General features: G+C 66.6%; 22 protein-coding genes. 11 read left to right on the top strand and 11 right to left on the bottom strand.

Annotated features, from left to right (window positions below; translation table 11 throughout):
- Positions 1 to 133 precede the first annotated feature (133 nt).
- From BST28156_RS05365 to BST28156_RS05340, 6 genes are all read left to right on the top strand, one after another.
- Positions 134 to 1,096, top strand: a complete 963-nt coding sequence (locus tag BST28156_RS05365; protein ID WP_006414469.1) for a flavin reductase — start codon at positions 134 to 136, stop codon at positions 1,094 to 1,096.
- A gap of 147 nt (positions 1,097 to 1,243) precedes the next feature.
- Positions 1,244 to 2,296 (top strand): ABC transporter substrate-binding protein, encoded by a 1,053-nt coding sequence (locus BST28156_RS05360; RefSeq protein ID WP_012218428.1) that lies wholly within the window; start codon positions 1,244 to 1,246, stop codon positions 2,294 to 2,296.
- Positions 2,297 to 2,437: 141 nt separating this feature from the next.
- Positions 2,438 to 3,322 (top strand): ABC transporter permease, encoded by an 885-nt coding sequence (locus BST28156_RS05355; RefSeq protein WP_012218427.1) that lies wholly within the window; start codon positions 2,438 to 2,440, stop codon positions 3,320 to 3,322.
- A 1-nt stretch (position 3,323) separates the two neighbouring features.
- Complete coding sequence (locus tag BST28156_RS05350) at positions 3,324 to 4,124, top strand: ABC transporter permease (RefSeq protein ID WP_012218426.1); 801 nt, start codon at positions 3,324 to 3,326, stop codon at positions 4,122 to 4,124.
- Positions 4,125 to 4,135: 11 nt separating this feature from the next.
- Positions 4,136 to 5,242 (top strand): ABC transporter ATP-binding protein, encoded by a 1,107-nt coding sequence (locus BST28156_RS05345; protein ID WP_012218425.1) that lies wholly within the window; start codon positions 4,136 to 4,138, stop codon positions 5,240 to 5,242.
- Between the two features lie 11 nt (positions 5,243 to 5,253).
- Complete coding sequence (locus tag BST28156_RS05340; RefSeq protein WP_012218424.1) at positions 5,254 to 5,961, top strand: GntR family transcriptional regulator; 708 nt, start codon at positions 5,254 to 5,256, stop codon at positions 5,959 to 5,961.
- A gap of 44 nt (positions 5,962 to 6,005) precedes the next feature.
- On the opposite strand, the gene BST28156_RS05335 is transcribed toward BST28156_RS05340, so the two are convergent.
- Positions 6,006 to 6,392: a MerR family transcriptional regulator gene (locus BST28156_RS05335; protein WP_006414453.1), complete on the bottom strand. Its 387-nt coding sequence runs from the start codon at positions 6,390 to 6,392 to the stop codon at positions 6,006 to 6,008.
- Positions 6,393 to 6,478: 86 nt separating this feature from the next.
- Here BST28156_RS05335 and BST28156_RS05330 point away from each other — a divergent pair, with 86 nt between their 5' ends.
- Positions 6,479 to 7,423, top strand: a complete 945-nt coding sequence (locus tag BST28156_RS05330; protein ID WP_012218423.1) for an alpha/beta fold hydrolase — start codon at positions 6,479 to 6,481, stop codon at positions 7,421 to 7,423.
- Positions 7,424 to 7,512: 89 nt separating this feature from the next.
- Here the strand turns inward: BST28156_RS05330 and BST28156_RS05325 are convergent, their stop codons facing one another.
- The 4 genes from BST28156_RS05325 to BST28156_RS05310 all read right to left on the bottom strand — a co-directional run bounded on the left by BST28156_RS05325 (position 7,513) and on the right by BST28156_RS05310 (position 11,725).
- Complete coding sequence (locus tag BST28156_RS05325; RefSeq protein ID WP_012464831.1) at positions 7,513 to 8,310, bottom strand: DeoR/GlpR family DNA-binding transcription regulator; 798 nt, start codon at positions 8,308 to 8,310, stop codon at positions 7,513 to 7,515.
- A 76-nt stretch (positions 8,311 to 8,386) separates the two neighbouring features.
- Positions 8,387 to 9,388, bottom strand: a complete 1,002-nt coding sequence (gene pdxA / locus BST28156_RS05320) for a 4-hydroxythreonine-4-phosphate dehydrogenase PdxA (RefSeq protein ID WP_012218421.1) — start codon at positions 9,386 to 9,388, stop codon at positions 8,387 to 8,389.
- 61 nt (positions 9,389 to 9,449) lie between these two features.
- Positions 9,450 to 10,748: a four-carbon acid sugar kinase family protein gene (locus BST28156_RS05315; RefSeq protein ID WP_012218420.1), complete on the bottom strand. Its 1,299-nt coding sequence runs from the start codon at positions 10,746 to 10,748 to the stop codon at positions 9,450 to 9,452.
- Positions 10,745 to 11,725: a 2-keto-3-deoxygluconate permease gene (locus tag BST28156_RS05310; protein ID WP_006405451.1), complete on the bottom strand. Its 981-nt coding sequence runs from the start codon at positions 11,723 to 11,725 to the stop codon at positions 10,745 to 10,747. The genes BST28156_RS05315 and BST28156_RS05310 overlap by 4 nt, the downstream gene beginning before the upstream one ends.
- Positions 11,726 to 12,233: 508 nt before the next feature.
- Here BST28156_RS05310 and msuE point away from each other — a divergent pair.
- Both msuE and sfnG read left to right on the top strand, forming a co-directional pair.
- The gene (gene msuE / locus BST28156_RS05305; protein WP_012218419.1) at positions 12,234 to 12,803 is read left to right on the top strand and encodes an FMN reductase; all 570 of its coding nucleotides are present in this window, start codon (positions 12,234 to 12,236) and stop codon (positions 12,801 to 12,803) included.
- A gap of 27 nt (positions 12,804 to 12,830) precedes the next feature.
- Positions 12,831 to 13,934 carry a dimethylsulfone monooxygenase SfnG gene (gene sfnG / locus BST28156_RS05300; RefSeq protein WP_012218418.1) on the top strand — a complete coding sequence of 368 codons (1,104 nt, stop codon included), beginning with the start codon at positions 12,831 to 12,833 and terminating at the stop codon, positions 13,932 to 13,934.
- A gap of 53 nt (positions 13,935 to 13,987) precedes the next feature.
- Here sfnG and BST28156_RS05295 read toward each other — a convergent pair whose 3' ends face one another.
- Positions 13,988 to 14,962 (bottom strand): LysR family transcriptional regulator, encoded by a 975-nt coding sequence (locus tag BST28156_RS05295; RefSeq protein ID WP_012218417.1) that lies wholly within the window; start codon positions 14,960 to 14,962, stop codon positions 13,988 to 13,990.
- A gap of 118 nt (positions 14,963 to 15,080) precedes the next feature.
- Between BST28156_RS05295 and BST28156_RS05290 the strand changes: the two genes are divergently transcribed.
- Entirely contained in the window at positions 15,081 to 15,938 is an 858-nt protein-coding gene (locus BST28156_RS05290; protein ID WP_012218416.1) for an oxidoreductase, read from the top strand.
- 49 nt (positions 15,939 to 15,987) lie between these two features.
- Here BST28156_RS05290 and BST28156_RS05285 read toward each other — a convergent pair whose 3' ends face one another.
- The 4 genes from BST28156_RS05285 to BST28156_RS05270 form a co-directional block, all read right to left on the bottom strand.
- A complete protein-coding gene (locus tag BST28156_RS05285; RefSeq protein ID WP_012218415.1) occupies positions 15,988 to 16,410 on the bottom strand; it encodes a VOC family protein in 423 nt (140 codons plus the stop codon).
- 206 nt (positions 16,411 to 16,616) lie between these two features.
- Positions 16,617 to 16,988 (bottom strand): cupin domain-containing protein, encoded by a 372-nt coding sequence (locus BST28156_RS05280; protein ID WP_012218414.1) that lies wholly within the window; start codon positions 16,986 to 16,988, stop codon positions 16,617 to 16,619.
- Positions 16,989 to 17,035: 47 nt separating this feature from the next.
- Positions 17,036 to 17,485 (bottom strand): carboxymuconolactone decarboxylase family protein, encoded by a 450-nt coding sequence (locus tag BST28156_RS05275; protein WP_012218413.1) that lies wholly within the window; start codon positions 17,483 to 17,485, stop codon positions 17,036 to 17,038.
- Between the two features lies 1 nt (position 17,486).
- Entirely contained in the window at positions 17,487 to 18,707 is a 1,221-nt protein-coding gene (locus tag BST28156_RS05270) for an MFS transporter (RefSeq protein ID WP_012218412.1), read from the bottom strand.
- 115 nt (positions 18,708 to 18,822) lie between these two features.
- Here BST28156_RS05270 and BST28156_RS05265 point away from each other — a divergent pair, with 115 nt between their 5' ends.
- Positions 18,823 to 19,851: a GlxA family transcriptional regulator gene (locus BST28156_RS05265; RefSeq protein WP_012218411.1), complete on the top strand. Its 1,029-nt coding sequence runs from the start codon at positions 18,823 to 18,825 to the stop codon at positions 19,849 to 19,851.
- A gap of 28 nt (positions 19,852 to 19,879) precedes the next feature.
- Here BST28156_RS05265 and BST28156_RS05260 read toward each other — a convergent pair whose 3' ends face one another.
- The gene (locus BST28156_RS05260) at positions 19,880 to 21,391 is read right to left on the bottom strand and encodes an alkaline phosphatase family protein (RefSeq protein WP_012218410.1); all 1,512 of its coding nucleotides are present in this window, start codon (positions 21,389 to 21,391) and stop codon (positions 19,880 to 19,882) included.
- Between the last annotated feature and the right edge of the window lie 284 nt (positions 21,392 to 21,675).

The raw sequence follows: 21,675 nt of genomic DNA, 5'->3' as shown, positions 1-21,675 counted from the left end.
CACTTGCCGGCGGCCTTTTGTTTTGTCTGCCGATCCGACTCATGGTATTCCATAATACAGCGTTCATTGTTGTAGCCCATAAGATGGCATACCATAATCTCATCAAGCAGCACAGCCATCGCGGGAGGACGCCATGACCGAGTCGATAACCGAGCCCATCGCGCAGCAGCCATTCGACACGTCCGGCTTTCGCCGTGCCCTCGGTGCATTCGTCACCGGCGTGACGGTCGTCACGACGATCCAGCCCGACGGTTCGCCGCGCGGCTTCACCGCCAACTCGTTCACGTCGGTGTCGCTCGATCCGCCGTTGGTTCTCGTGTGCATCGCGAAGACGGCGTCGAGCCATCCGGTGTTCTCGGCCACGCAGCGTTTTGCGGTGAGCGTGCTGGCGGAGAACCAGGCCGACGTGTCCGGCGTGTTCGCCTCGAAAGCACAGGACAAATTCGCCCGAGTACCGTGGGATACGCGCAAAACGGGTGCCCCGGTGATCCGGGATGCGGCCGCGAGCTTCGACTGCGTGACGCACGACGTGGTCGACGCGGGGGACCACATCATTCTGATCGGACGCGTGGTCGACTTCGCGCAGACGAGCGCGTCGCCGCTCGGCTATTGCCGCGGCGCATACGTGAACTTCAGCCTGTCGCAGGACGCGTTGTCCGCGGCGGGGCGCGCGCAGGTGGGCGCGATTCTCGAACATCGCGACGGGCTGGTGCTCGTCGATACGCCGCACGGCCTGCGCCTGCCGACCGGCAGCCGGCTCGAACCGGCGAGCGACGCGGCGAGCCTGCGCGGCGTGCTGACGAAGCTCGGGCTCAACGCGCATCTCGACTTCCTGTTCGCCGTCTTCGAATCGGCCGGCGGCCGCGAGCCGGGCGTGCACATCTATTACCGCGGCCGCGTGATGCCCACCGGTTCGCCGTGGTTCGACAGCAGTATTCGCATCGTGCCGCTGTGGCAGGTTCCTTGGGACGACATCGCCGATACCGCCGTGCGCTCGATGCTCGAGCGCTACGTGCGCGAACGCAGGCAGGACGCATATGGAATCTACGTCGGCGACACGGAGGCCGGTACGGTCCAGCCGCTGGCCGCCGCGTAACGGCATCGGCGGCGCGCGATGCGCCGCAGTGACGAACGAGGCGATCGAGCAGCCGGCGCGGCGGGCGCTGCCGGACCGAGCACGCGTATTCGGAGGGCTGCCGTTCCGGTGGCCGCAAGCCGCACCCGTTTCATCTGGAGAGAGACCATGAGCAGCAGAAGCATCCCGCGTTTCGCAGCATCGCGTCTGGCATCGCAGCTTGCCTGTATCGCACCGTTGGCCGTTCTTTGCGCCGCACCGGCGCGCGCTGCGGACCCGATCGTGTTCACGAGCTGGGGCGGCACGACCCAGTCGTCGCAGCAGAAGGACTGGGCGCAGCCGTTCACGCAGGCGAGCGGCATCAAGGTGCTGATGGACGGACCGACCGACTACGGCAAGCTCAAGGCGATGGTCGAAAGCGGCAACGTCAGCTGGGACGTGGTCGACGTCGAAGGCGACTTCGCGTATGCGGCGGAAAAGGCCGGGCTGATCGAGCCGATCGACTATTCCGTGGTGAAGAAGGCCGACCTCGACGCGCGCTTCGCGACGCCGTCTGCCGTGGGCAGTTTCTATTATTCATTCGTGCTCGGCTACAACAAGGCGAAGTACACGGGTGCGCAGCCGCAGAACTGGGTCGATCTGTTCGACACGAAGCGTTTTCCGGGCAAGCGTACGCTTTACAAGTGGTCGGCGCCGGGCGTGCTCGAGATCGCACTGCTCGCCGACGGCGTCGCGCCGAACAAGCTGTATCCGCTCGATCTCGACCGCGCGTTCAAGAAGCTCGATTCGATCAAGGGCGATATCGTCTGGTGGAGCGGCGGCGCGCAATCGCAGCAGTTGCTCGCATCGGGCGAAGCGCCGATCGGCATGTTCTGGAACGGCCGTCTGCATGCGCTCGCGCAGACAGGCGTACCGGTCGGCATGTCGTGGAATGAGAACCTGACCGCGGCCGACATGCTCGTGATTCCGAAGGGCGCCAAGCATCGCGACGCGGCGATGAAGTTCCTGGCCGCCGCGACGAGCGCGGAAGCCCAGGCCAGGTTCGCCGCCAATACCGGGTATGCACCGATCAACGTGAAGTCGGCCGCGCTGATGCCGCCGGCGATCGCGAAAGCACTGCCCGACCAGTACAAGGGCTCGCAGATCAATCTCGACATGAAGTACTGGGCCGAGAACCGCGATGCGATCGCGAAGCGCTGGTACGCGTGGCAGTCGAAGTAAGCCGGCGCGTCGTGTTGTACCCACCCGAACGCCGTTCAGGAGCCTGAACCGGACGGAACCCGCCCGGTAGAGCAACGAACCCGCATGGGGCCAGCGGCAACAGGCACTGAAGTGCCGGCGCTGGCCGACAAAGGAGACACCATGCCGAACGTATTGAGTACCGTCGCGCATCCTGCCGCGACACCGCCGCGCAAGCGGCGCGATTGGCGCAGCGTGCGGCTGCTGGCCCCCGCGATGCTGCTCCTCGTGATCTTTTTCCTGCTGCCCGTGCTGTCGCTGCTGTTGCGCAGCGTGCTCGAGCCGGCGCCCGGGCTGCACAACTACGCGCAACTACTCGGCTCGACGACGTACGTGCGCGTGTTCGGTAATACATTCATCGTCGCGACGGTCGTGACGCTCGTCACGCTGATCGTCGGCTTTCCGATGGCGTGGCTGCTCGCCATCGCGCCGCGCAAGCTCAGTTCGGTGCTGTTCGCGATCCTGCTGTTGTCGATGTGGACGAACCTGCTCGCGCGCACGTTCGCGTGGATGGTGCTGCTGCAGGGAACGGGGCCGATCAACCGCGCGCTGATGGCGCTCGGCGTGATCCGGGAGCCGCTGTCGCTCGTGAACAATCTGACAGGCGTGACGATCGGCATGACCTACATCATGCTGCCGTTTCTCGTGATGCCGCTGCATGCGACGCTGCGCGGCATCGACCCGTCGACGCTGCGCGCGGCCGCGGTGTGCGGTGCGAGCCGTTGGCAGGCGTTCTGGCGCATCCTCGTGCCGCTCGCGATGCCGGGCGTGGCGTCCGGTGCGCTGATGGTGTTCGTCATGGCGCTCGGCTACTTCGTCACGCCGACGCTGCTCGGCGGGCCGTCGTACATGATGCTGGCCGAACTGATCGCGCAGCTCGTGCAGGAGCTGCTGAACTGGGGCCTCGCCGGCGCCGCGGCCTTCGTGCTGCTTGCCGTCACGCTCGCGCTCTATGCGTTGCAGCTGCGCTTCACGGGCAGCGCACACGCCGCCGCCGGAGGGCGCTGACATGTTGCTCGATTTCGATCGCCTCGGCGCGCTGCGCTGGATTCTGGTGGCCGTGGGCGCGGCCGTCGCACTGTTCCTGCTGTTGCCGATCGTGTTTATCGTCGCGTTGTCGTTCGGCGATTCGCAATGGCTCATTTTCCCGCCGCCGGGCTGGACGCTCGAATGGTATCGGCAGCTGTTTACCGACGCCGGCTGGATCGACTCGCTGCTGACCAGCGCGAAGCTGGCGATTATCGTGACGATGCTGTCCGTCGCGATCGGCTTTCTTGCCTCGCTGGCGCTCGTGCGGGGCAGGTTCCGCGGCCGCGAGGCGGTGCGCGGCTTCTTCCTGACACCGATGGTGCTGCCCGTCGTCGTGCTCGCCGTTGCGCTCTATGCATTCTTTCTGCGTATCGGGCTCAACGGCACGATGACCGGCTTCGTGATCGCCCACCTGATCATCGCGCTGCCGTTTTCGATCATCGCGATCAGCAATTCGCTCTTGAGCTTCGACACGGCGCTGGAAGACGCCGCGCTGATCTGCGGCGCATCGCCGCTCACGGTGAAGCTGCGCGTCACGCTGCCTGCCATCCGGCTCGGCCTGTTTGCGGCCGCGGTCTTCGCGTTTCTCGCGTCGTGGGATGAAGTCGTGGTGTCGATCTTCATGTCGAGCCCGACACTGCAGACGCTGCCCGTGCGGATCTGGGCAACGCTGCGGCAAGACCTGACGCCTGTCGTCGCGGCCGCGTCGTCGCTGCTCGTCGGACTGACGACCGTATTGATGCTGGCGGGCGCCGTGGTGCGCCGCGCACGCGCTCACTGAGGTACTACGCCATGACTGCTTTCCTGCAAATCCAGCGCCTGCGCAAGACCTACGATGACGTCGTTGCGATCGACCACGTGTCGCTCGACGTGCGCAAGGGCGAATTCATGACCTTCCTCGGGCCGTCGGGTTCGGGCAAGAGCACCACGCTCTATATCGTCGCGGGCTTTCAGGAGCCGACCGACGGACGCGTGCTGCTCGACGGCAAGTCGCTGCTTTCGGTTGCGCCGAACCAGCGCAACATCGGAATGGTGTTTCAGCGCTATACCTTGTTTCCGCACCTGAGCGTGGGCGAGAACGTCGCGTTCCCGCTGCGCGTGCGGCGCCGGCCGGACGCGGAAGTTCGCGCCAAAGTGGAGCAGATGCTGAAGCTCGTACATCTGTCCGAATGCCGTGACCGGATGCCTGCGCAACTCTCCGGCGGCCAGCAGCAGCGCGTCGCGATCGCGCGTGCGCTGGCCTACGATCCGCCCGTGCTGCTGATGGACGAGCCGCTGTCCGCGCTCGACAAGAAGCTGCGCGAGGAAATCCAGCTCGAACTGCGCCGCATTCACCAGGAGACCGGCGTGACGATCCTTTACGTCACGCACGACCAGGAGGAGGCGCTGCGGTTGTCCGACCGTATCGCCGTGTTCAACCAGGGGCGGATCGAGCAGGTGGGCACGGGCGAGGAACTGTATGCGAATCCCGCGTCGCGCTTCGTCGCGAGCTTTATCGGTAATTCGAATTTCCTGCCGGTCAAGGTGACGAAGACACGCGACGGTCGCATGGGCGGCGTGTTTCCCAACGGTGTCGAAACGGCCTCGGACGCGTTCCATCCCTCGCTCGCTGCCGGCGACGATGGCACGCTGATGATTCGTCCGGAACAGATGCGCATCCGCCCGGTGCAATACGCAGGCACAGCAACCGCGTCGGCCGTCGGCGCGGGTCTGCCCGTCACGGTGCGCGACATCACCTATCTCGGCGATGCGATGCACTACGCGGTCGCGACACCGTGGCAGCAGGAAATCTCGATCCGCACGCCGGCCGCCCATCGACACGGCAACGGCATCGTGATCGGCGCACAGGCGCTCGTCGAGTGGGATGCGCGCGACGCGCGCCTGTTCGCGCAAGCGTGACGGCAACGGCCATGCGTCCCGCACTGCCGTCACTGAAAGTCGAGCGGCCTACTGCCACGCTGCGGGAGCTCGCGCTCGAGAAGATGCGCACCGCGATCCTCGACGCGCATTTCCAGCCGGGCGAACGGCTCGTCGAACGCTCACTGTGCGAGATCCTGGGCGTCAGCCGGACCGTCGTGCGCGAGGTCCTGCGCCATCTGGAAACGGAGGGCCTCGTCGACTCGATCCCGAACCAGGGGCCCATCGTCGCGGTCCTCGACTTCGACACGGCCGCCGAGATCTACGAGATCCGCGCCTTGCTCGAGGGCGAGGCCGCGATGGCCTGCGCGGAGCATGCCGATGCGTCGCTCGTCGCAGATCTTTCGACGTGCATCGACCGGATCCAGCACGCGTTCGATACGCAGGATCATCACGCGGTGAAGGCGCTGACGTCGGCGTTCTACGAGCGCATGTTCATCGCCGGTAAAAAGCACGTTGCGTGGGAGATCGTGCAGACGTTGATCGCTCGCATCAATCGGCTGCGTGCGCTGACGATCGCTTCCGACGATCGCGGTCAGCAGGCGGTCGAGGAAATGCGCGAGATTCTCGCCGGGATCGCGGCCGGCGACGCGAGGGCGGCACGCGAGGCAGCCGTCGCGCACGTGGCGCGCGTGGCCGAGATTGCGCGCAAGCTGCTGACGCAGGGACGCGAGAGCGCCGCGTGGCGCCAGGCCGGGTAGCGCGCAGGCGGCAGCGTCGCGGCCGTGGCCATTGCCACGCCGCATCAATCGACCGGCGGAATCACCCCTTCATTCAAGGTCTTGAGAAGACGCGCCCGACGCTTTTCCAGGTCGGCGATCTGACGCTCGATTGCCTCGAGCCTTGCCCGCTGAACGTCCGTAATCTGATCGCAAGAACGGGCACCCTCGATCAAAAGCATGCAGTCGGGAAAACCGCGAATATCGTCGATGGTGAATCCGGTCGCGATCATGCGCTGAATCTGCTTGACCTGCGTGACGGCCTTCTCGGGAAACATGCGATAGCCATTGCTCGCACGTACCGAAGTGAGCAGACCATGTTCGTCGTAGTGGCGGATCGACCGCACGCTGGCGCCGGTGAGTTGCGAAAGTTGTCCGATCGCCAGCAGCTGCCGGGAAGGCGTGTTTTTCATGCAAAGCAGCGTAGCACGATTCGCTTGACTCTCACATCAGTGTAAGGGTTGAGAGTAAGCGTACCGACACTCTCCCGGGCAAGACAATGAGCTTAAGGACGTTCTCTCACCTTCTGATTTCCGCGCTCTCGGCGGTTACGCTGCTTGCGTCCGCGCCCCACGCATTTGCAGCACCGAACAGCTATACGGTGACCTCGGCGGATGGCGTAAGGATCGCCGTTCAGGAAAACGGTAATCCGAACGGCCAGCCGATCATTCTCGTGCATGGACTGCTCGGCAGCCGCCTGAACTGGGATGCCCAGGTGCGAAGCCGCGAACTGAGCCGATACCGGATCATCACCTATGATCTGCGCGGTCACGGTCTGTCCGACAAGCCGGCCGGCCCGGAGCCCTATCACGACGGGAGCCGCTGGGGGGACGACCTCGCAGCGGTGATCCGCGGCTCGCATGCGCGCAAGCCCGTCGTGGTCGGCTGGTCGCTCGGCGGCGTGGTGATATCGAACTATCTCGCGAAATACGGCGATAGCGGCATCGCGGGTGCCGTATATGTCGACGGCGTGGTCGAGCTCGCGCCCGGTCAGATCGTCGCCCACCCCGACGTTTATCGCGACATGAATTCGGCCGATCTGAAGACGCATCTGGACGGCGAGCGTACCTTCGTCGGCCTTTGTTTCAATCGTCGGCCCGACGCCGACACATTCGCGCGGCTGCTCGCGAACGCCGCCATGGCATCGTGGGACATGCAGCGAGAAGTGCCGGCCATGACCGTGTTCGCCACAGAAGGGCTCGCCAAGGCGCGCGTACCGCTGCTCTTTATCTACGGAGGTCGCGACGTACTGGTCGACACGCAGGCAACGCTCGCCCGCGCGGCCGCGCTGAATCCGCACATCGTAAGTCACGTGTACGCGGACGCCGGCCATGCGCCGTTCATCGAGGAGCCCGAGCGTTTCAACCGCGATCTGGACGCGTTCGTCAGGTCGGCATCGCAGCAAGGCCGCGACGTGTTACCGGAAGGTAAAGAGGGAACGTGACGTCGGATGTTTTCGGCCGACGGTTCGCTATCTCGTCGTCGAAGGTCCGACGCCTTTCCGCCTCGTTGTACTGCGGGCTTCGCGCAGTATCACGAGATCGTCGGGCGCGACGGCGTGTCGATATCGGCCGTCTCGACCACGACGCGTCCGAGCGCCCTGAACGGCGCAAGAAGCGCCTCGTCGGCCATGCTCGACGTGATCAAGCACCAGTCCCGTTCGAGCGGCGTCCAGTGTTGTTGCCGCGAGCGGCCGAGCTTGTCGGCGTCGGCGAGCACAAACGTCTGAGCCGCGCGCCGGATGATGCAGTCCTTCAGATACGCTTGTTGCGCGCTCGCTTCGCACAGCCCGAACTCCGCGACCACGCCGTCCGCACCGAGAAATGCCTTGTCGACGCTCAAGCGGCTCAGCGACAGTTCGGCGAGCGGCCCGAGCGTGCTCATGCTCGATTTGCGCAGATCGCCGCCGATCAACGTGAGATGGACGCCGGGCGCGTTCGCCAGCGTCATGACGGCAAGCAGATTGTTGGTCACCACATGAAGATCGACGCGCGAGACGAGATGCCGCGCCAGCGCGGCGCAGGTCGTGCCGCCGTCGAGCAGCAGCGTATCGCCGTCGTGCACGTGAGCGGCCGCCGCGCGAGCAATCGCTTCCTTCTGCTCGCGCTGCGTCGCCTTGCGCTCCTCGAGCGACGCCTCCGGTTCGTGTGCGCCGATCAGCGCCGTCGCACCGCCATAGGTGCGCACGAGACGGCGCTGGTTGGCGAGCGTCGTCAGGTCGCGCCGCACGGTAGCTTCGGATACGCCGAGCGCGGCGCTGAGCTGTTCGACGCTGGCGTCGCCCGTCAGGACGAGATCGAGAATCGCGCGATGGCGCTCGGACGCTTTCATGGCTGACATCTGCAGGATGGGAGGTTGCCGATGTTACACCACGGCCCGCGCGCATTCCGTCACGCCGGTTGCGCGCTCAGCCGCGCCGCGTCGCGAGTTCGGCGCCCTGGCGCAGCGCTTCGAGCAGGCTGCGCTCGTCCGCGACGCCCGTGCCCGCGATGTCGAACGCGGTGCCGTGATCGACCGACGTGCGGATGACTTCCAGTCCCACCGTCACGTTGACGCCCGCTTCGAGCCCGAGCACCTTCACCGGGCCATGACCCTGGTCGTGATACATCGCGACCACGAGATCGAAGTCGCCGCGGCCCGCACGGAAAAACAGCGTGTCGGCAGGCAGCGGGCCGGTCACGTCGAGGCCGCGTTCCTGCAACAACGCGACCGCCGGCACGATCTTCTCTTCTTCCTCGCCGTATCCGAACAGACCGTTCTCGCCGGCATGCGGATTGATCCCGCATACGCCGATGCGCGGCTTTGCGATGCCGGCCTTCACGAGCGTCGCGTGGCCGCGCTCGATCGTGCGCTGTACGAGGCCCGGCTCGATTTTGCGGATCGCGTCGATGATGCCGATATGCGTGGTCACATGAATCACGCGCAGTTGCGGCGCGACGAGCATCATCGATACTTCGTCGACGCCCGTCAGATGCGCCAGCATTTCGGTGTGGCCGGGATACTTGTGGCCGCCGGCGTGCAGCGCTTCCTTGTTGAGCGGCGCCGTGCAGATGGCGTCGATCTGCCCGGCTTCCGCCAGCTTCACCGCGCGCGCGATGAATTGGTAGGCCGCATCGCCCGCGACGGCCGACAAGCGGCCGAATGGCAGGTCGGCCGGAATCAGGTCGAGATCGATGCAGTCGATCGTGCCCGGTTCGTAGCGCGCGTCGGCCGCTTCCTGGATGCGGCGGATCTTCGTCGTGCCGCCGACGATCTCGTTCGCTCGTTCGAGCCGGCGCGCATCGCCGATCACGAGCGGACGGCATTGCCGATAAACGACGTCGTGTGCGAGGCTCTTGACGATGATTTCCGGGCCGACGCCTGCTGCGTCGCCCATCGTAATGCCGATCACGGGAAGGTAGTTGCTCATGATGTTTTGCCTTGATGTCCTTGAATTCTGCTCTACTGCATACCCGATCGCGTAGGAACGATCAGGCCGAACCGTGTGAGCGGGCGCCCGCCCTGACGCTCGCTGCCGGCGTTTCGCGGAGATAGCGCCACGCGGCGAACAATGCGTGATCGGTGCCGAACGCCCCGGCCTTCGTGACGATACGCAGATGAGGCTGGCAAACGGAGGCACCGATCGGCTTGCCGACGGCCACGCCGGCCTCTATCTCCTCAATCAGTTCGACGCTGCCGACGCCAACGGCGCTCAGCATCGCGCGGGCGGTTTCGCCGCCCGTCGCGATCAAGCCGCCGAGCACCGCGAAATGCGGCTTGACGAGCGCGGCAAGCGTGGCCGACAGCAACGCGCCTTCCGCCGGATCGAACGCGTCGTCGCTGCCGATGCGCAGCAGCAGGTCCGCGCCCGTTCGCAGCGCGTCGCCGATGCGCGCCTGCCATTGCGGTACGTCCGCGTGGCGCTCGCCGCCACGCAGCACGGCGGGCGGTACCGTCAGTTCCATCATGCCGGCGCGTTCGCGCAGCATCGCGCACTGCCGCTCCGACACCGCCGACAGGCTGCCCACCAGCGCCAGCACGGGCGCGTGTCGTGGCTGCCGTTGCGAAGCGGCAGCGCCTGTTCGCGCCGCGCGCGCGTCGAACAGACTTTCCACGCTCGCGATTTCGCGCGCGAGCCCGCCCGAGCCGACCCAGAACAGCGCGTCGTCCATCTGTGCCGTCGCCCGTGCGAGTGCGATCAGATCGTCGTTCGTCTCGGCGTCGACCACCAGCGCCTCGGTGCCGCTCGCCGCCACGGCGGCGATTCGCGCAATGAGCGTCTGGCTGCTTTCGCGCAATGCATCCACGTCGAGTTGGGCGGTCGAAACACCGTTTTGCGCGAGCATCGCGTGCAGGTCTGCAGTGCGGCCCGCGTTTTCGAGCTTCCATGTATCGGTGGTTTCGAGCGGCTCGCCGCGCACGAACACACGGCCGCCGAGGACGGTGCGGCCCGTCGCCGGAAACGCCGGCGCGACGATCGCAAGACCCGCGAGCGGCTGCAACGCGGCGACTTCGGCCGCCCAATTGCCGCGCAGCGTCGAGTCGATCTTCTTGTAGAGGCGCCGGCCCGGTTCGCGCAACGCCCGCCACGCGGCCGACGTGCGCTGCGCGGCCTCGGCCGGCGTGAGGCGGCGGGTGTCGGTATCGGCTGCGATCACGTCGGCGACGGTTGCGTCGAGGCCTTGCGTGGGCACGTCAAGCGTGACGACCGTCCGATAGCCGGCGCTCGCAAAGCCGATGGCGCAATCGGCGGCGCCCGACAGATCGTCCGCGATGATCAGCATGCTCATTGCGCCATTTCCGTTGCTTCGCGGCCGACCTGCACGCGTTTTGCGACGGCGGCGGTCAGGATCGGCGAAAGGACCGCGGTCACGACGACACAGGCGGCCACCAGCAGCGTCGCGCTCTTGGCGGCCTCCGCGTAGACCGGATTTGCCGCGGCGATCAACGCCGGCACGGCGGCCGCGTTACCTGCCGTATTCGCCGCCGCGGTGCCGGCGACGCCGGTGCCGCCCGTCAGACGGTCCGCGAGGTAAAGGGGAATGCCCGTCACGATGACGACAGCGATCCCCAGGCCGACGCCGAGCACGCCGGCCTGCCACACCTTGTGCAGATCGAGACTCGCGCCGAGCGCCAGCGCGAAGAACGGAATCATCACGGGTACCGCTTTGCCGAGAAACGCACGCATCTCGCGATCCAGATTGCCGAGCAGCATGCCGAATGCGAGCGGCAGAATGCTGCCGACCAGCGTCGGCCACGGGAACGCCGACAGTCCCGCCACGCCGAGCGTGACCATGGTCAGGAACGGCCCGGATTCGAGCGACATGATCGTATACGCGCCGACGTCTTCGGAGCGACCGTACTGGCCCATGAGCGCCATGTACAGCCCGCCGTTGGTGTCGTTCATCGCCGCGACGACGGCGAGCGTCGACAGGCCGGCGAACAATCCCGACGAAATCGGCTGTTCGCCGAGGAAATGCCCCATGACGACGCCCACGACGATCGCGGCGCCCACCTTCGTGACGAACAGCGCGCCACCCTTCTTCAGCAGGTAGGGCGTTGCCTTGACATCGATGCTCGCGCCCATGCAGACGTAAAACACCGCGAGGATCGGCAGCGCGCCGGTGAACAGCGCATTGGTAAAGGAGCCGAAAAACTTCGGCATGTCAGGCAAAAACGTGGCGACGAGTGCGCCCACGAGCAACGGCACGATCATCATGCCGCCGGGTACGCGTTCGATGCCGCGCTTGATGTGTATTTGAGCCATGCCAGTCTCCATTCTCTGATCGGACTTTGATTGAATCGGTCACTTATATGATTGAAACGATCAGTCTGGAGTGTACTTCGGCTGCGCATTTTGCGCAAATCGATCATTTTGGTGATCGATTCGATCACGCGCGTGGCGGGTGACCGCGCTCGAACCCGGTCATTGCCCCGAGATACAAGGAGCGCGCTGGCGCCATGCTTCGTGTGTCGAGGCGGATATCTGAAGCGCGCGCTCGAGCCAAGCTCCGGATACTGCTGCCCCAGCAGCACCGAATCAGCACCGCTGTTCACGCTCGTTCATCTCGTCTGCCGATAGCGTTATGAGCACCTTGCTCACACGCATATCTTCGCGCGTGGAATAACGCCGCCGCGCCCGCCGGACGTCGCGCACCATCCCGACACCCGCCCTTTGCCGCCGAACCTCGACGCGACTCGCGGAAATGGCACGCCGCTTGCAACGCAATCCAGCGACGGGCCCCTGGCCCGCTTCGACAGGAGAGATGCAAGCGATGAGCAAACCGGTGAACGTCGTCGCGGTATCGGGCAGCCTGCAACGCCCGTCGCGCACGCTCGTGCTGATCGACGCGCTCCTCGCGGCGCTCGGCAATGCGGCACGGATCGAAACGCGACGCATCGAGCTCGCGGAAATCGGCAGCCGGCTTGCCGGCGCCGCTACGCGCGCACAGGTGCCGCCCGATCTCGACTCGCAACTGCGCGCGATCGAAACAGCCGACGTGCTGATCGTGGCGAGCCCCGTCTATCGCGCGTCGTACACGGGCCTGCTCAAGCACTTGTTCGATCTCGTCGATCGCGATGCATTGGTCGACGTTCCCGTGCTGCTCGCCGCGACCGGCGGCAGCGAGCGGCACGCGCTCGTGATCGACCACCAGCTGCGCCCGCTGCTCGGCTTCTTCCAGGCGCGCACGCTGCCGATCGGCGTGTATGCATCCGAAAGCGATTTCGACCGCTACGCGATCGCGAATCCGGCGCTACACGCACGCATCGCACGCGCAGCCCGGCATGCCGCGCCGCACCTGCGCGCACGTCAGTTTCCGGTGGCGGCAGACGCCGCCGCGTAATCCCGCTTTTCCCGACGAGGACAATTCATGAGCGTTACCGAATCGCACGCCGATGGCGTCAAATTTGCGTACTGGGTGCCGAACGTCAGCGGCGGACTCGTGGTCAGCACGATCGAGCAGCGTACCGACTGGAGCCTCGAATACAATCAGCAGCTCGCGCGCGTCGCAGAAGCGGCCGGCTTCGACTATGCGCTGAGTCAGATCCGCTTCACGGCCGGCTACGGCGCCGAGTATCAGCACGAGTCGGTATCGTTCAGCCAGGCGCTGCTGCACGCGACGACGAAACTGAAAGTGCTCGCGGCGATCCTGCCGGGGCCGTGGCATCCGGCCGTCGTCGCGAAGCAGCTCGCGACGATCGACCATATTTCGAACGGACGCATCGCGATCAACGTCGTCAGCGGCTGGTTCAAGGACGAATTCACCGCGATCGGCGAGCCGTGGCTCGAGCATGACGAGCGCTATCGACGTTCGAAGGAATTCATTCAGGCCTTGAAGGGCATCTGGACGCAGGACAACTTCACGTTCAAGGGCGACTTCTACCGCTTCAACAACTACACGCTGAGCCCGAAGCCGCTGCAGAAGCCGCATCCGGAAATCTTCCAGGGCGGCAGCTCGCGCGCCGCACGCGACAACGCGGCAAGCGTGTCCGACTGGTACTTCACGAACGGCAATACGCCCGAAAACCTGAAGACGCAGATCGACGACATTCGCGCGAAGGCGGCCGCAAACGGCCATCGCGTCCGAATCGGCGTCAATGCGTTCGTGATCGCGCGCGACACCGAGGACGAGGCGCGCGCCGTGCTCGACGATATCGTCCGTCACGCCCATGTCGAAGCGGTGCACGCGTTCGGCGACGCGGTGAAGCAGGCCGGCAAGGCTTCGCCCGAAGGCGAGGGCAACTGGGCGAAATCGACGTTCGAGGATCTGGTCCAGTACAACGACGGCTTCCGCACGAACCTGATCGGTACGCCCGAGCAGATCGCGCAGCGCATCCTCGAGCTGAAGGCGATCGGCGTCGATCTCGTGCTCGCCGGCTTCCTGCATTTCATCGAGGAAGTCGAATACTTCGGCAAGCGCGTGCTGCCGCTCGTGCGCGAACTGGAGGCGCAGCGGCAGCCGGTCGCCGCCTGACGGGCGAACGCGCGCGTAGCGAAGCGCGTGGCGACGGGCCGGCTCGCCGGCCGCTACCGGCGCGCTTTGGCCGCGCGCCGCCGCGGCGTACCGGGTTGCATCGCGCGCAGCTCCGCCGCGTCGAGGAAGAAGTCGCGGTTGTCGGCGAGCCGCTCGACGACGAAGTCGATGAACGTCTTCACGCGCAGCGACCGCTCGGTGCGGTGACCGTAGTACAGATAGATCATCCCGTGCTCGACCACGTGTTCGGTCAGCAACGGAACGAGCCGGCCGCTGCGGAGATGCATCGCCGCACTGAAGCTGCCGAGCTGTCCGACCCCGAGTCCCGACAGCACCGCATGCGTTTCCATGTCCGTGTCGTTCACGGTGAGCGCGGCGGGCACGTCGCGGTACACGATTTCGTCGCCGACGCGAAACGTCCACTGCGCGAGCTTGCCTGTGTTCGCGCGTCGATAGCCCGTGCAGCGATGCGCGGCCAGTTCGTCGATCGTGCGCGGCGCGCCGTGGCGCGCGATGTACGCGGGCGACGCGCATACGATCAACTGGATCGGCACGAGCGGGCGCGCGATCGAGCCGGCGGACGGCGGCGGGCCGCCGCGGAATCCGACGTCCGCGCGCTCGGTGACGAGATCGGTGAACTGATCGTCGAACCGCACGTCGAGCTGCACGTCGGGATACGCGTGCTCGAACGCCTCGAAGCACGGCCAGAGCACGGGCAGCCCGAGCGCGCGCGGCGCGCTCACGCGCAGCAGGCCGGCTACCTCGGACTTCGAACGCCGCGCGTCCCCGAGCGCGGACGCGAGCATCGCAAGCGCCGGCTTCACGCTGTCGAACAGCCGCTCGCCTTCTTCCGTCAGGCTCAGCTTGCGCGTCGTCCGGTGAAAGAGCCGCACGCCGAGCGCCTTCTCGAGCTGCATCACCGCGTGGCTCGCCGCCTGCGGCGAGATGCCCTGATCGACGGCCGCCGCGCGCAGGCTGCCGAGCGTCGCGGCACGCACGAAGACGGTGATCGCACGAACTTCGTTCACGGCGGTCTCCTCGATTCGCAAATAAAAGTTGATTATGCGTCCAGTTCGCGGCAGCTAGTGTGTGTCAATCGACGCGCCTACGATGAAGTCACTTCATCACACACGTAGGAGAAACGTCATGGCAGCCACGCAACATCACGGTTTCAAGCGCGTCTGGTTCATCACCGGCGCGTCGCGCGGGATCGGCGCACTGATTGCGGAAGCGGCGCTCGCGGACGGCAACGCCGTCGTCGCGGCAGGGCGCAACGTGTCGGCGATCGTCGAGCGGCTCGGCGAATCGGCCGCGCTGCTGCCGGTCGCGCTCGACGTGACCGACGAAGCGCAGGCGCGCGCGGCCGTGCAGGCGGCGGTCGAACGATTCGGCCGCATCGACGTGCTGGTCAACAATGCGGGCTTCGGCCTGCTCGGCGCGGTCGAGGAATCGTCGGACAAGGACGTGCGCCGCATGTACGACACGAACGTGTTCGGGCTGCTGAACGTCACGCGCGCGACGTTGCCGGCGATGCGCGCGAACCGGTCGGGGCACGTGATCAACATCTCGTCGGTCGGCGGCTATCGTGCGGCGGCCGGGTTCGGCGTCTATTCGTCGACGAAATTCGCGGTCGAAGGGATCACCGAAGCGCTGCATGCGGAACTGCAGCCGCTCGGCATTCATGCGACGGTCGTCGAGCCCGGTTACTTCCGCACCGATTTTCTCGATGCGTCGTCGCTGGTCGTCGCGCCGACCGTCATCGACGATTACGACGCGACGTCGGGCGCCGTGCGTCGCAAGGCCGCGCAGCTGAATCACAACCAGCCGGGCGACCCGACGAAGCTCGCGGCCGCGATGATCGCGCTCGTCGATGCGCCGAACCCGCCGTTGCGTCTGCCGCTCGGCACCGACACGCTGGCCGCGATCGCCGCAAAGAACGCGTACGTCGCGCAGGAAACGGAAGCGTGGCGCGCGCTGTCGGCGTCGACCGACTTCGCGGCGTGACGGGCGGCGCGGCCGTGGCGCCCGGCTGCGGGCCGCGCCGCTTCGCCGCTCAGCCGGCCGGGACGAAGGCGGGATTGAAGACGACTTCCCACACGTGGCCGTCGGGATCCTGGAAGTAGCCGGAATAGCCGCCCCAGAACGTCTCGCCGGCGGGCTTCACGATGCGCGCGCCGGCGGCCGCCGCTTGCTGCATCACGTCGTCCACTTCGCGTGCGCTCGCGACGTTGTGACCGATCGTCGATGCGATGCCGTCGCGCGTCGTGGGCGGCAGGCCGGTGTCGTGTGCGAGGTCGGCGCGACCGAACAGGGCGAGTTTCAGCCCCGGCTGCAGATCGAAGAACGCGACCGCGCCATGTTCGAATTCGCGGCCGACGATGCCGTCGGTTTTTAGGCCGAGGCCGTCGCGGTAGAACCGCAGCGCGGCTTCCAGATCGTCGACGCCTAGCGTCAGCACGCTGATTCGGGGTTGCATCGATCGGACTCCGTCGTCGAGTAACGAAGCCGACATCCTAAACCGTACGATGCGCGACGGGTGTCGATTCGGCAACAGTGTGTGTCCGTCCCTGGCGCTACTGCGTTGCAATACGTGGCAACCACGATGCTGACGAAGCCGAACGTGCCGTCGGGCGCCTGATGCGGGCTCGCAAAGATGCACCGGTATCGACCTCGACGCGCGGTTCAAGAAGGGCGCGCCGGCGCCGATGCCGATGAAGCGACGCGCTCAGGTTCGTGGTAGACCGCGAGCCACACGGTCGGCACCGACGGATCGGTCCACGCGACGCGGTGCCGGCAATGCGCGTCGATCAGCAGATGGTCGCCGGCGTGCAGCGCGTGGCGCGCGGCGTCGTGTTCGAACTCGAGCACGGCCGCGCCCGACAACAGCACGACCCATTCGGCGCGCGGATCGTCGTACCAGAAGCCGGGCGGGCTGGCGTGTCCGGCCGAGACGATCCGCTCAATCGTCACGTTGGATCCGGCGACGAGCGTGTCGAAGCGTTCGCCGTCGCCGGGCGTGCGTTCGATATCGAACAGGTTGCCGATCCTGAGCATCGTTGCGGGCCTCGCTGCGAGCGTCGCGCGCAGGCCGCGCCGAACAATTACAGCGCCGCCTGCGGCGTGTTGCGAAAGCTGATTGCCATTCGGTTATAGGCATTCATCAGGCTGATCGCAATCGTCAGATCGACGATTTCCCGCTCGTCGAATACCTGCCGCGCGGCCTCGTAGGCAGGGTCGGGCACGCCGGTCTCGGCGACGCGCGTGACCGTTTCGGCCCAGGCGAGCGCCGCGCGTTCGCGTTCGTCGAACAGCGAGCCGGCTTCGGCCCATGCCTGGACGAGCGCGAGCTTCTCGATGCTCGCGCCGCGCTCGATCAGGTCGCGCGTGTGCATGTCGAGGCAGTATGCGCAATTGTTGATCTGCGAGACGCGCAGATAGACGAGATCGACGAGGATCGGCGAAAGGCCGCTTTGCATCACGTATCCGTAGACGCTGCCGAGCGCCTTCATGCCGGCGGGCGCAATCTGCGCATAGTCGAGACGACGGGTCATATCATTCTCCATGTTCAACGGGGGTTGTCAGTACGCGTGTTTCGATACGCGTGTCGGGCGTCGTCCGGTCGATCGCCGCGGGCGCGCGCATTCGTCGATACGCGGCTTCGGCGCACACGAACGCGACGACGATCAGCGCGGCCGCGACCACGCTCAGATAGCGCGCATCGATCGTGCGCAGCACGAGGCCGCCGAGCACGCCGGAGCCCGCGAGCCCGATATAGGTCGCCGTATTGTTCAGCGCGAGCACGAGCGGCGCGACCTGCGGCGCGGCATGCACGAGGCGGTGCTGCTGCGGCACGATCAGCCCCCAGCCGCAGAGGCCCCAGATCGTCAGCGCCACGATCGCGCCGAATACGTGGGCCGCCGTCCACGGCAGCAGGCAGAAGTTGACGATCGCAATCCAGAGCATCGCGTCGATCACGCGTCGGCTGTCGAAGCGGTCGACGAGCCGGCCCGCGATGAAATTCCCGGCAGTCGCCGCGACACCCCACAGCAGGAACAGCGCGGCGAGCATGCGTTCGTCGCCGTGCGTCACGCGCTGCAGCACGACGCCCGCATACGTGTAGACCATCAGGAAGCCGCCGAACGCGAACAGCGAGGTCAGCAAGGTCAGCGCGATCCGCGCGTCGCGCATCGGCGCGATGCGCTCGCGCAGGCCGACCGGCGCGGGGCGCGGCACGGCCGGCAGCATCGTCCACACGCCGATCATCGCGACGGCGCCGAGCGCGGCGACGAACCAGAGCGTCGAACGCCAGCCGCCGAAGCCGCCGATGAAGGTGCCGAGCGGCGAGCCGAGCGCGGTCGCGCCTGTCAGGCCGGCCGTCACGGCGGCCAGCGCGCGTCCGCGCCGTTCGGGTGTCGCGAGCGCCGATGCGACGCCAAGCGCGGTCGGCGAAAACAGCGCCGCGCCGAAGCCGGCCAGCGCGCGGCTGAACAGCACGACGCCGAGGTCGGTCGCGAGCGCGCTCAGTACGTTGCCCGCGACGAAGATGCCGAGCGCGGACACCAGCAGCAGCTTGCGCGGCCAGCGGCCGGCGAGTGCTGCCATGATCGGCGCGGCGATGGCGTACGTGAACGCGTAACAGGTCACCATGAGTCCGGCGAGCGCGACCGACGTATGAAGGGATGCCGCGACGCCGGGCAGAATCCCGGCGACGACGAAGTTGTCGGTCCCCATCGCGAACATTCCGACGGCGAGTATCGATAGTCGACGATCCATACGAAAGCTCTGACGGTAAGGGTTTCGGGAGCGGTACGCGGAGAGGATAGGCGCGATTGACCGTGTCTCAAATGTCATATATACAAGCAATTTCGGACATCGCTGGAGCACGCGCATGCACACGATCGGTTTCGTCGTCTTCCCGAATTTCTATCTGCTCGGCTTCGCGGCGATCACCGCGTTCGAGCTCGCGAACGTCGTGCTCGGCGAACCGGCGTATCACGTGACGGTGCTGTCGGAGGAAGGCGGGCTCGTGCTGTCGTCGGCCGGCATCCGCGTCGAGACGCAGCCGTTCTCCGACACGTCGTTCGATACGGTGATGTTCGGTTCCGGCGTCGAGATCGACATCGCGTCGCCTGCGCTGACCGCGTTCGTGCAACGCGCGCTGGCGACGTCGCGACGCATCGCGGCGCCGTGCACGGGCGCGTTCATTCTCGCGGAGGCCGGCGCGCTGGACGGGCGGCGCGCGACGACGCACTGGCGCTTCGCGGCCGACCTGCAGCGCCGTTATCCGGAGGTGGCGGTCGAGGACGATCAGATCTTCATCGTCGACGGGCCGATCTGGACGTCGGCCGGCATGACCGCGACGATCGACATGGCGCTCGCGATGATCGAGAAGGATCACGGACACGAGGTGTCGCGCGCGGTCGCGCGCAAGCTCGTCGTCTACCACCGTCGCGCGGGCGGGCAATCGCAGTTCTCGACGCTGCTCGATCTCGAACCGAAATCGGATCGGATCCAGAAGGCGATCGACTATGCGAGCGCGAATCTGCGCAAGCCGCTGACCGTCGAGGAGCTCGCGGACGTCGCGGGACTGAGTCCGCGCCAGTTCAGCCGCGCGTTCAGCGCGGAAACGGGCCAGTCGCCGGCGAAGGCAGTCGAGCATCTGCGCGTGGAAGCCGCGCGGCTGCTGCTCGAGAAAGGGCGTCTATCGCTGGACGTGATCGCCGATGAAGTGGGCTTCGCCGATCGCGAACGGATGCGGCGCGCCTTCCTGCGCACGATCGGTCAGCCGCCGCAGGCCGTTCGCCGCTTCAGCCGCAGCGCGCGTGCGGGCAATGCGGACGGCGGCGAGCGCACGCTCGTGCCGCCGGCCGCCGACGTGCAAGCGGCGACAGCAGCCGGCGCGGTACCGCGGTCATAGGCGGGACCCCTTGGCGGCTGCGCGTGCGTCAGCCACCGGTCGCGAAGCCGAGCGCGGTTGCCTTCGCGCGCAGGTCCGCGAAGCGGTCGGCGGTCGGATTCACCGCGGGCTTCGCGGCCATTTGCGACGGATCGATCTGCGAGATCGAGTCGGACGGCGCCGGTGCGGTCGCGCCGGCGCACAGCCCGCCGAACGGCCCTTGCGGCACGGTGAAGGCGGGCGCGTCGGTGCGCGGCGCACTTGCGAGATCGAGCGCATAAGCGAGATTGACGGTCGCCGGATCGCTGCCGCGCACGCCGAGCGGCTTCAGTCCGAAGCGCCATTGCAGCAGCGCATGAATCGAACTCGGATCGAACGGGTAGCGCGTGACCGTTCCTGCGCGCACGCGCGGGCCGAGCAGCGCGAGCGGCACGCGGCAGCCGAGCTTGCCGTCGTTGCCGAGCGCGAGCTCGTTGTTGCTGATCGGCCGCGTCGGCGGCACCACGTGTTCGAGAAACCCGCCCCATTCGTCGTACACGATGATCAGCAGCGTGCGGCTCCACGTCGGGCTCGTGCGCAGTGCGTCATACACCTGATTCAGGAATGCCTGGCCGTCGCGAATGTCGGCGTGCGGATGATCGTCGGACGACGTGCCCTCGCGTTCGCCCGCGAAAGCGGGGTCGACCATGCAGAACGCCGGCAGCGTACCGGCCGCTGCATTCGACAGGAACTCGGAGAACGGATGCGAGATGCCGACATAGCGCGTGCCGTACAGCGCCGTGAACGGCACGTCGTGATAGTAGTAATGGCAGCCCACGTTCGCATCGGCGAGGTTGTCCCAGATCGTGCGCAGCGTCGACGTATCGATGCCGTCGCCGAGGCGGTCCGTCGCGCCGCTGTGCAGATACAGGCGGTTCGGAAACGTGCTCGTCAGAATGCCGGTGAAGTAGAAGTCGCCGATCGTGTAGTGAGTCGCCGCCGCGCTGAAGAACGGCAGGTCGGCGGACGTGTAATAGCCGATCGGCAGCAGGTCGCCTTGCGTCTGGCTCGTGCCCGGCGTCAGCAGCCAGCCGTTCATCGCGCCGGACGCGAGTTGCGTGCGCGCCCCTTCGTAGCTGTGGTTCGGATCGTGGTACGCGCAGGCCTGATAGCCGTATGCGGGATTGGACGCGAGCGCGAACGGCGCATGTGTCGCGCCGAACGCGTCGGTGTATTGGCGGTTCGCGGGCATGCCTTCGGCGCCGGGCACCCAGCTCAGGAAGTGATCGAACGAACGGTTTTCCATCGTGACGAGCACGATGTGATCGATGCCGGCGTTCGACGGGTCCGGCAACGGCGGCCGCGGCAGACTGTAGCGATCGCCGCCGTTCGGCGAAGGCGTGTTGCCGATCGACGGCGCGGCCGCATTGCCGTCGGCGCCTGATCCGCCGCTACCGCCACCGTTACCGCCGTCGCCGCCCCCGCCGCCGCAACCCGATAGCGCGACACTGCCCGCAACAGCGGCAACGCCGGCGAGAAAGCGCCGCCGGTCGTAATGGCGATATGCTCCGGTCCCGTCCATGACAACGTCTCCCTGAATGAATGCGGCGCTGGCCAGCCGTGAGCGCTCCGAGCCGCGAAGCGAAGCGCGCTCGCCGTGCCGTGCGGCACGGCCGGCCGACAGGGGCAAGCGTCGTGCCCGGCGCGCGCATCGACGGACGGCCGATCACGATGCGGTGCTGCGGCGACGGATCGCGCGCGGTGACTGCGCACGTCGTGCGGCGCTTCGGCGTTCGTTGCGCAGGCAGCGTCCGGCGCGGCGTGTTGCGCCGCAATTTGTCGGGGGAGAGCTATCGGAAGGTTGGT

The sequence above is a fragment of the Burkholderia pseudomultivorans genome (assembly GCF_902499075.1).
GTDB classification, from domain to species: Bacteria; Pseudomonadota; Gammaproteobacteria; order Burkholderiales; family Burkholderiaceae; genus Burkholderia; species Burkholderia pseudomultivorans.
Note: the sequence above shows the minus strand (reverse complement) of the source record. Positions and strands in the feature narration are given on the sequence as shown.

Coding starts and splice junctions, on each gene's coding strand:
- BST28156_RS05330 (WP_012218423.1), top strand. CDS start 6,479: ATGAGCTTAAGGACGTTCTCTCACCTTCTGATTTCCGCGCTCTCGGCG.
- BST28156_RS05315 (WP_012218420.1), bottom strand. CDS start 10,748: ATGAGCATGCTGATCATCGCGGACGATCTGTCGGGCGCCGCCGATTGC.
- BST28156_RS05280 (WP_012218414.1), bottom strand. CDS start 16,988: ATGCTCAGGATCGGCAACCTGTTCGATATCGAACGCACGCCCGGCGAC.
- pdxA (WP_012218421.1), bottom strand. CDS start 9,388: ATGAGCAACTACCTTCCCGTGATCGGCATTACGATGGGCGACGCAGCA.
- BST28156_RS05365 (WP_006414469.1), top strand. CDS start 134: ATGACCGAGTCGATAACCGAGCCCATCGCGCAGCAGCCATTCGACACG.
- BST28156_RS05270 (WP_012218412.1), bottom strand. CDS start 18,707: ATGGATCGTCGACTATCGATACTCGCCGTCGGAATGTTCGCGATGGGG.
- BST28156_RS05360 (WP_012218428.1), top strand. CDS start 1,244: ATGAGCAGCAGAAGCATCCCGCGTTTCGCAGCATCGCGTCTGGCATCG.
- BST28156_RS05265 (WP_012218411.1), top strand. CDS start 18,823: ATGCACACGATCGGTTTCGTCGTCTTCCCGAATTTCTATCTGCTCGGC.
- BST28156_RS05285 (WP_012218415.1), bottom strand. CDS start 16,410: ATGCAACCCCGAATCAGCGTGCTGACGCTAGGCGTCGACGATCTGGAA.
- BST28156_RS05325 (WP_012464831.1), bottom strand. CDS start 8,310: ATGAAAGCGTCCGAGCGCCATCGCGCGATTCTCGATCTCGTCCTGACG.
- BST28156_RS05355 (WP_012218427.1), top strand. CDS start 2,438: ATGCCGAACGTATTGAGTACCGTCGCGCATCCTGCCGCGACACCGCCG.
- sfnG (WP_012218418.1), top strand. CDS start 12,831: ATGAGCGTTACCGAATCGCACGCCGATGGCGTCAAATTTGCGTACTGG.
- BST28156_RS05310 (WP_006405451.1), bottom strand. CDS start 11,725: ATGGCTCAAATACACATCAAGCGCGGCATCGAACGCGTACCCGGCGGC.
- BST28156_RS05345 (WP_012218425.1), top strand. CDS start 4,136: ATGACTGCTTTCCTGCAAATCCAGCGCCTGCGCAAGACCTACGATGAC.
- BST28156_RS05350 (WP_012218426.1), top strand. CDS start 3,324: ATGTTGCTCGATTTCGATCGCCTCGGCGCGCTGCGCTGGATTCTGGTG.
- BST28156_RS05290 (WP_012218416.1), top strand. CDS start 15,081: ATGGCAGCCACGCAACATCACGGTTTCAAGCGCGTCTGGTTCATCACC.
- BST28156_RS05260 (WP_012218410.1), bottom strand. CDS start 21,391: ATGGACGGGACCGGAGCATATCGCCATTACGACCGGCGGCGCTTTCTC.
- msuE (WP_012218419.1), top strand. CDS start 12,234: ATGAGCAAACCGGTGAACGTCGTCGCGGTATCGGGCAGCCTGCAACGC.
- BST28156_RS05275 (WP_012218413.1), bottom strand. CDS start 17,485: ATGACCCGTCGTCTCGACTATGCGCAGATTGCGCCCGCCGGCATGAAG.
- BST28156_RS05335 (WP_006414453.1), bottom strand. CDS start 6,392: ATGAAAAACACGCCTTCCCGGCAGCTGCTGGCGATCGGACAACTTTCG.
- BST28156_RS05340 (WP_012218424.1), top strand. CDS start 5,254: ATGCGTCCCGCACTGCCGTCACTGAAAGTCGAGCGGCCTACTGCCACG.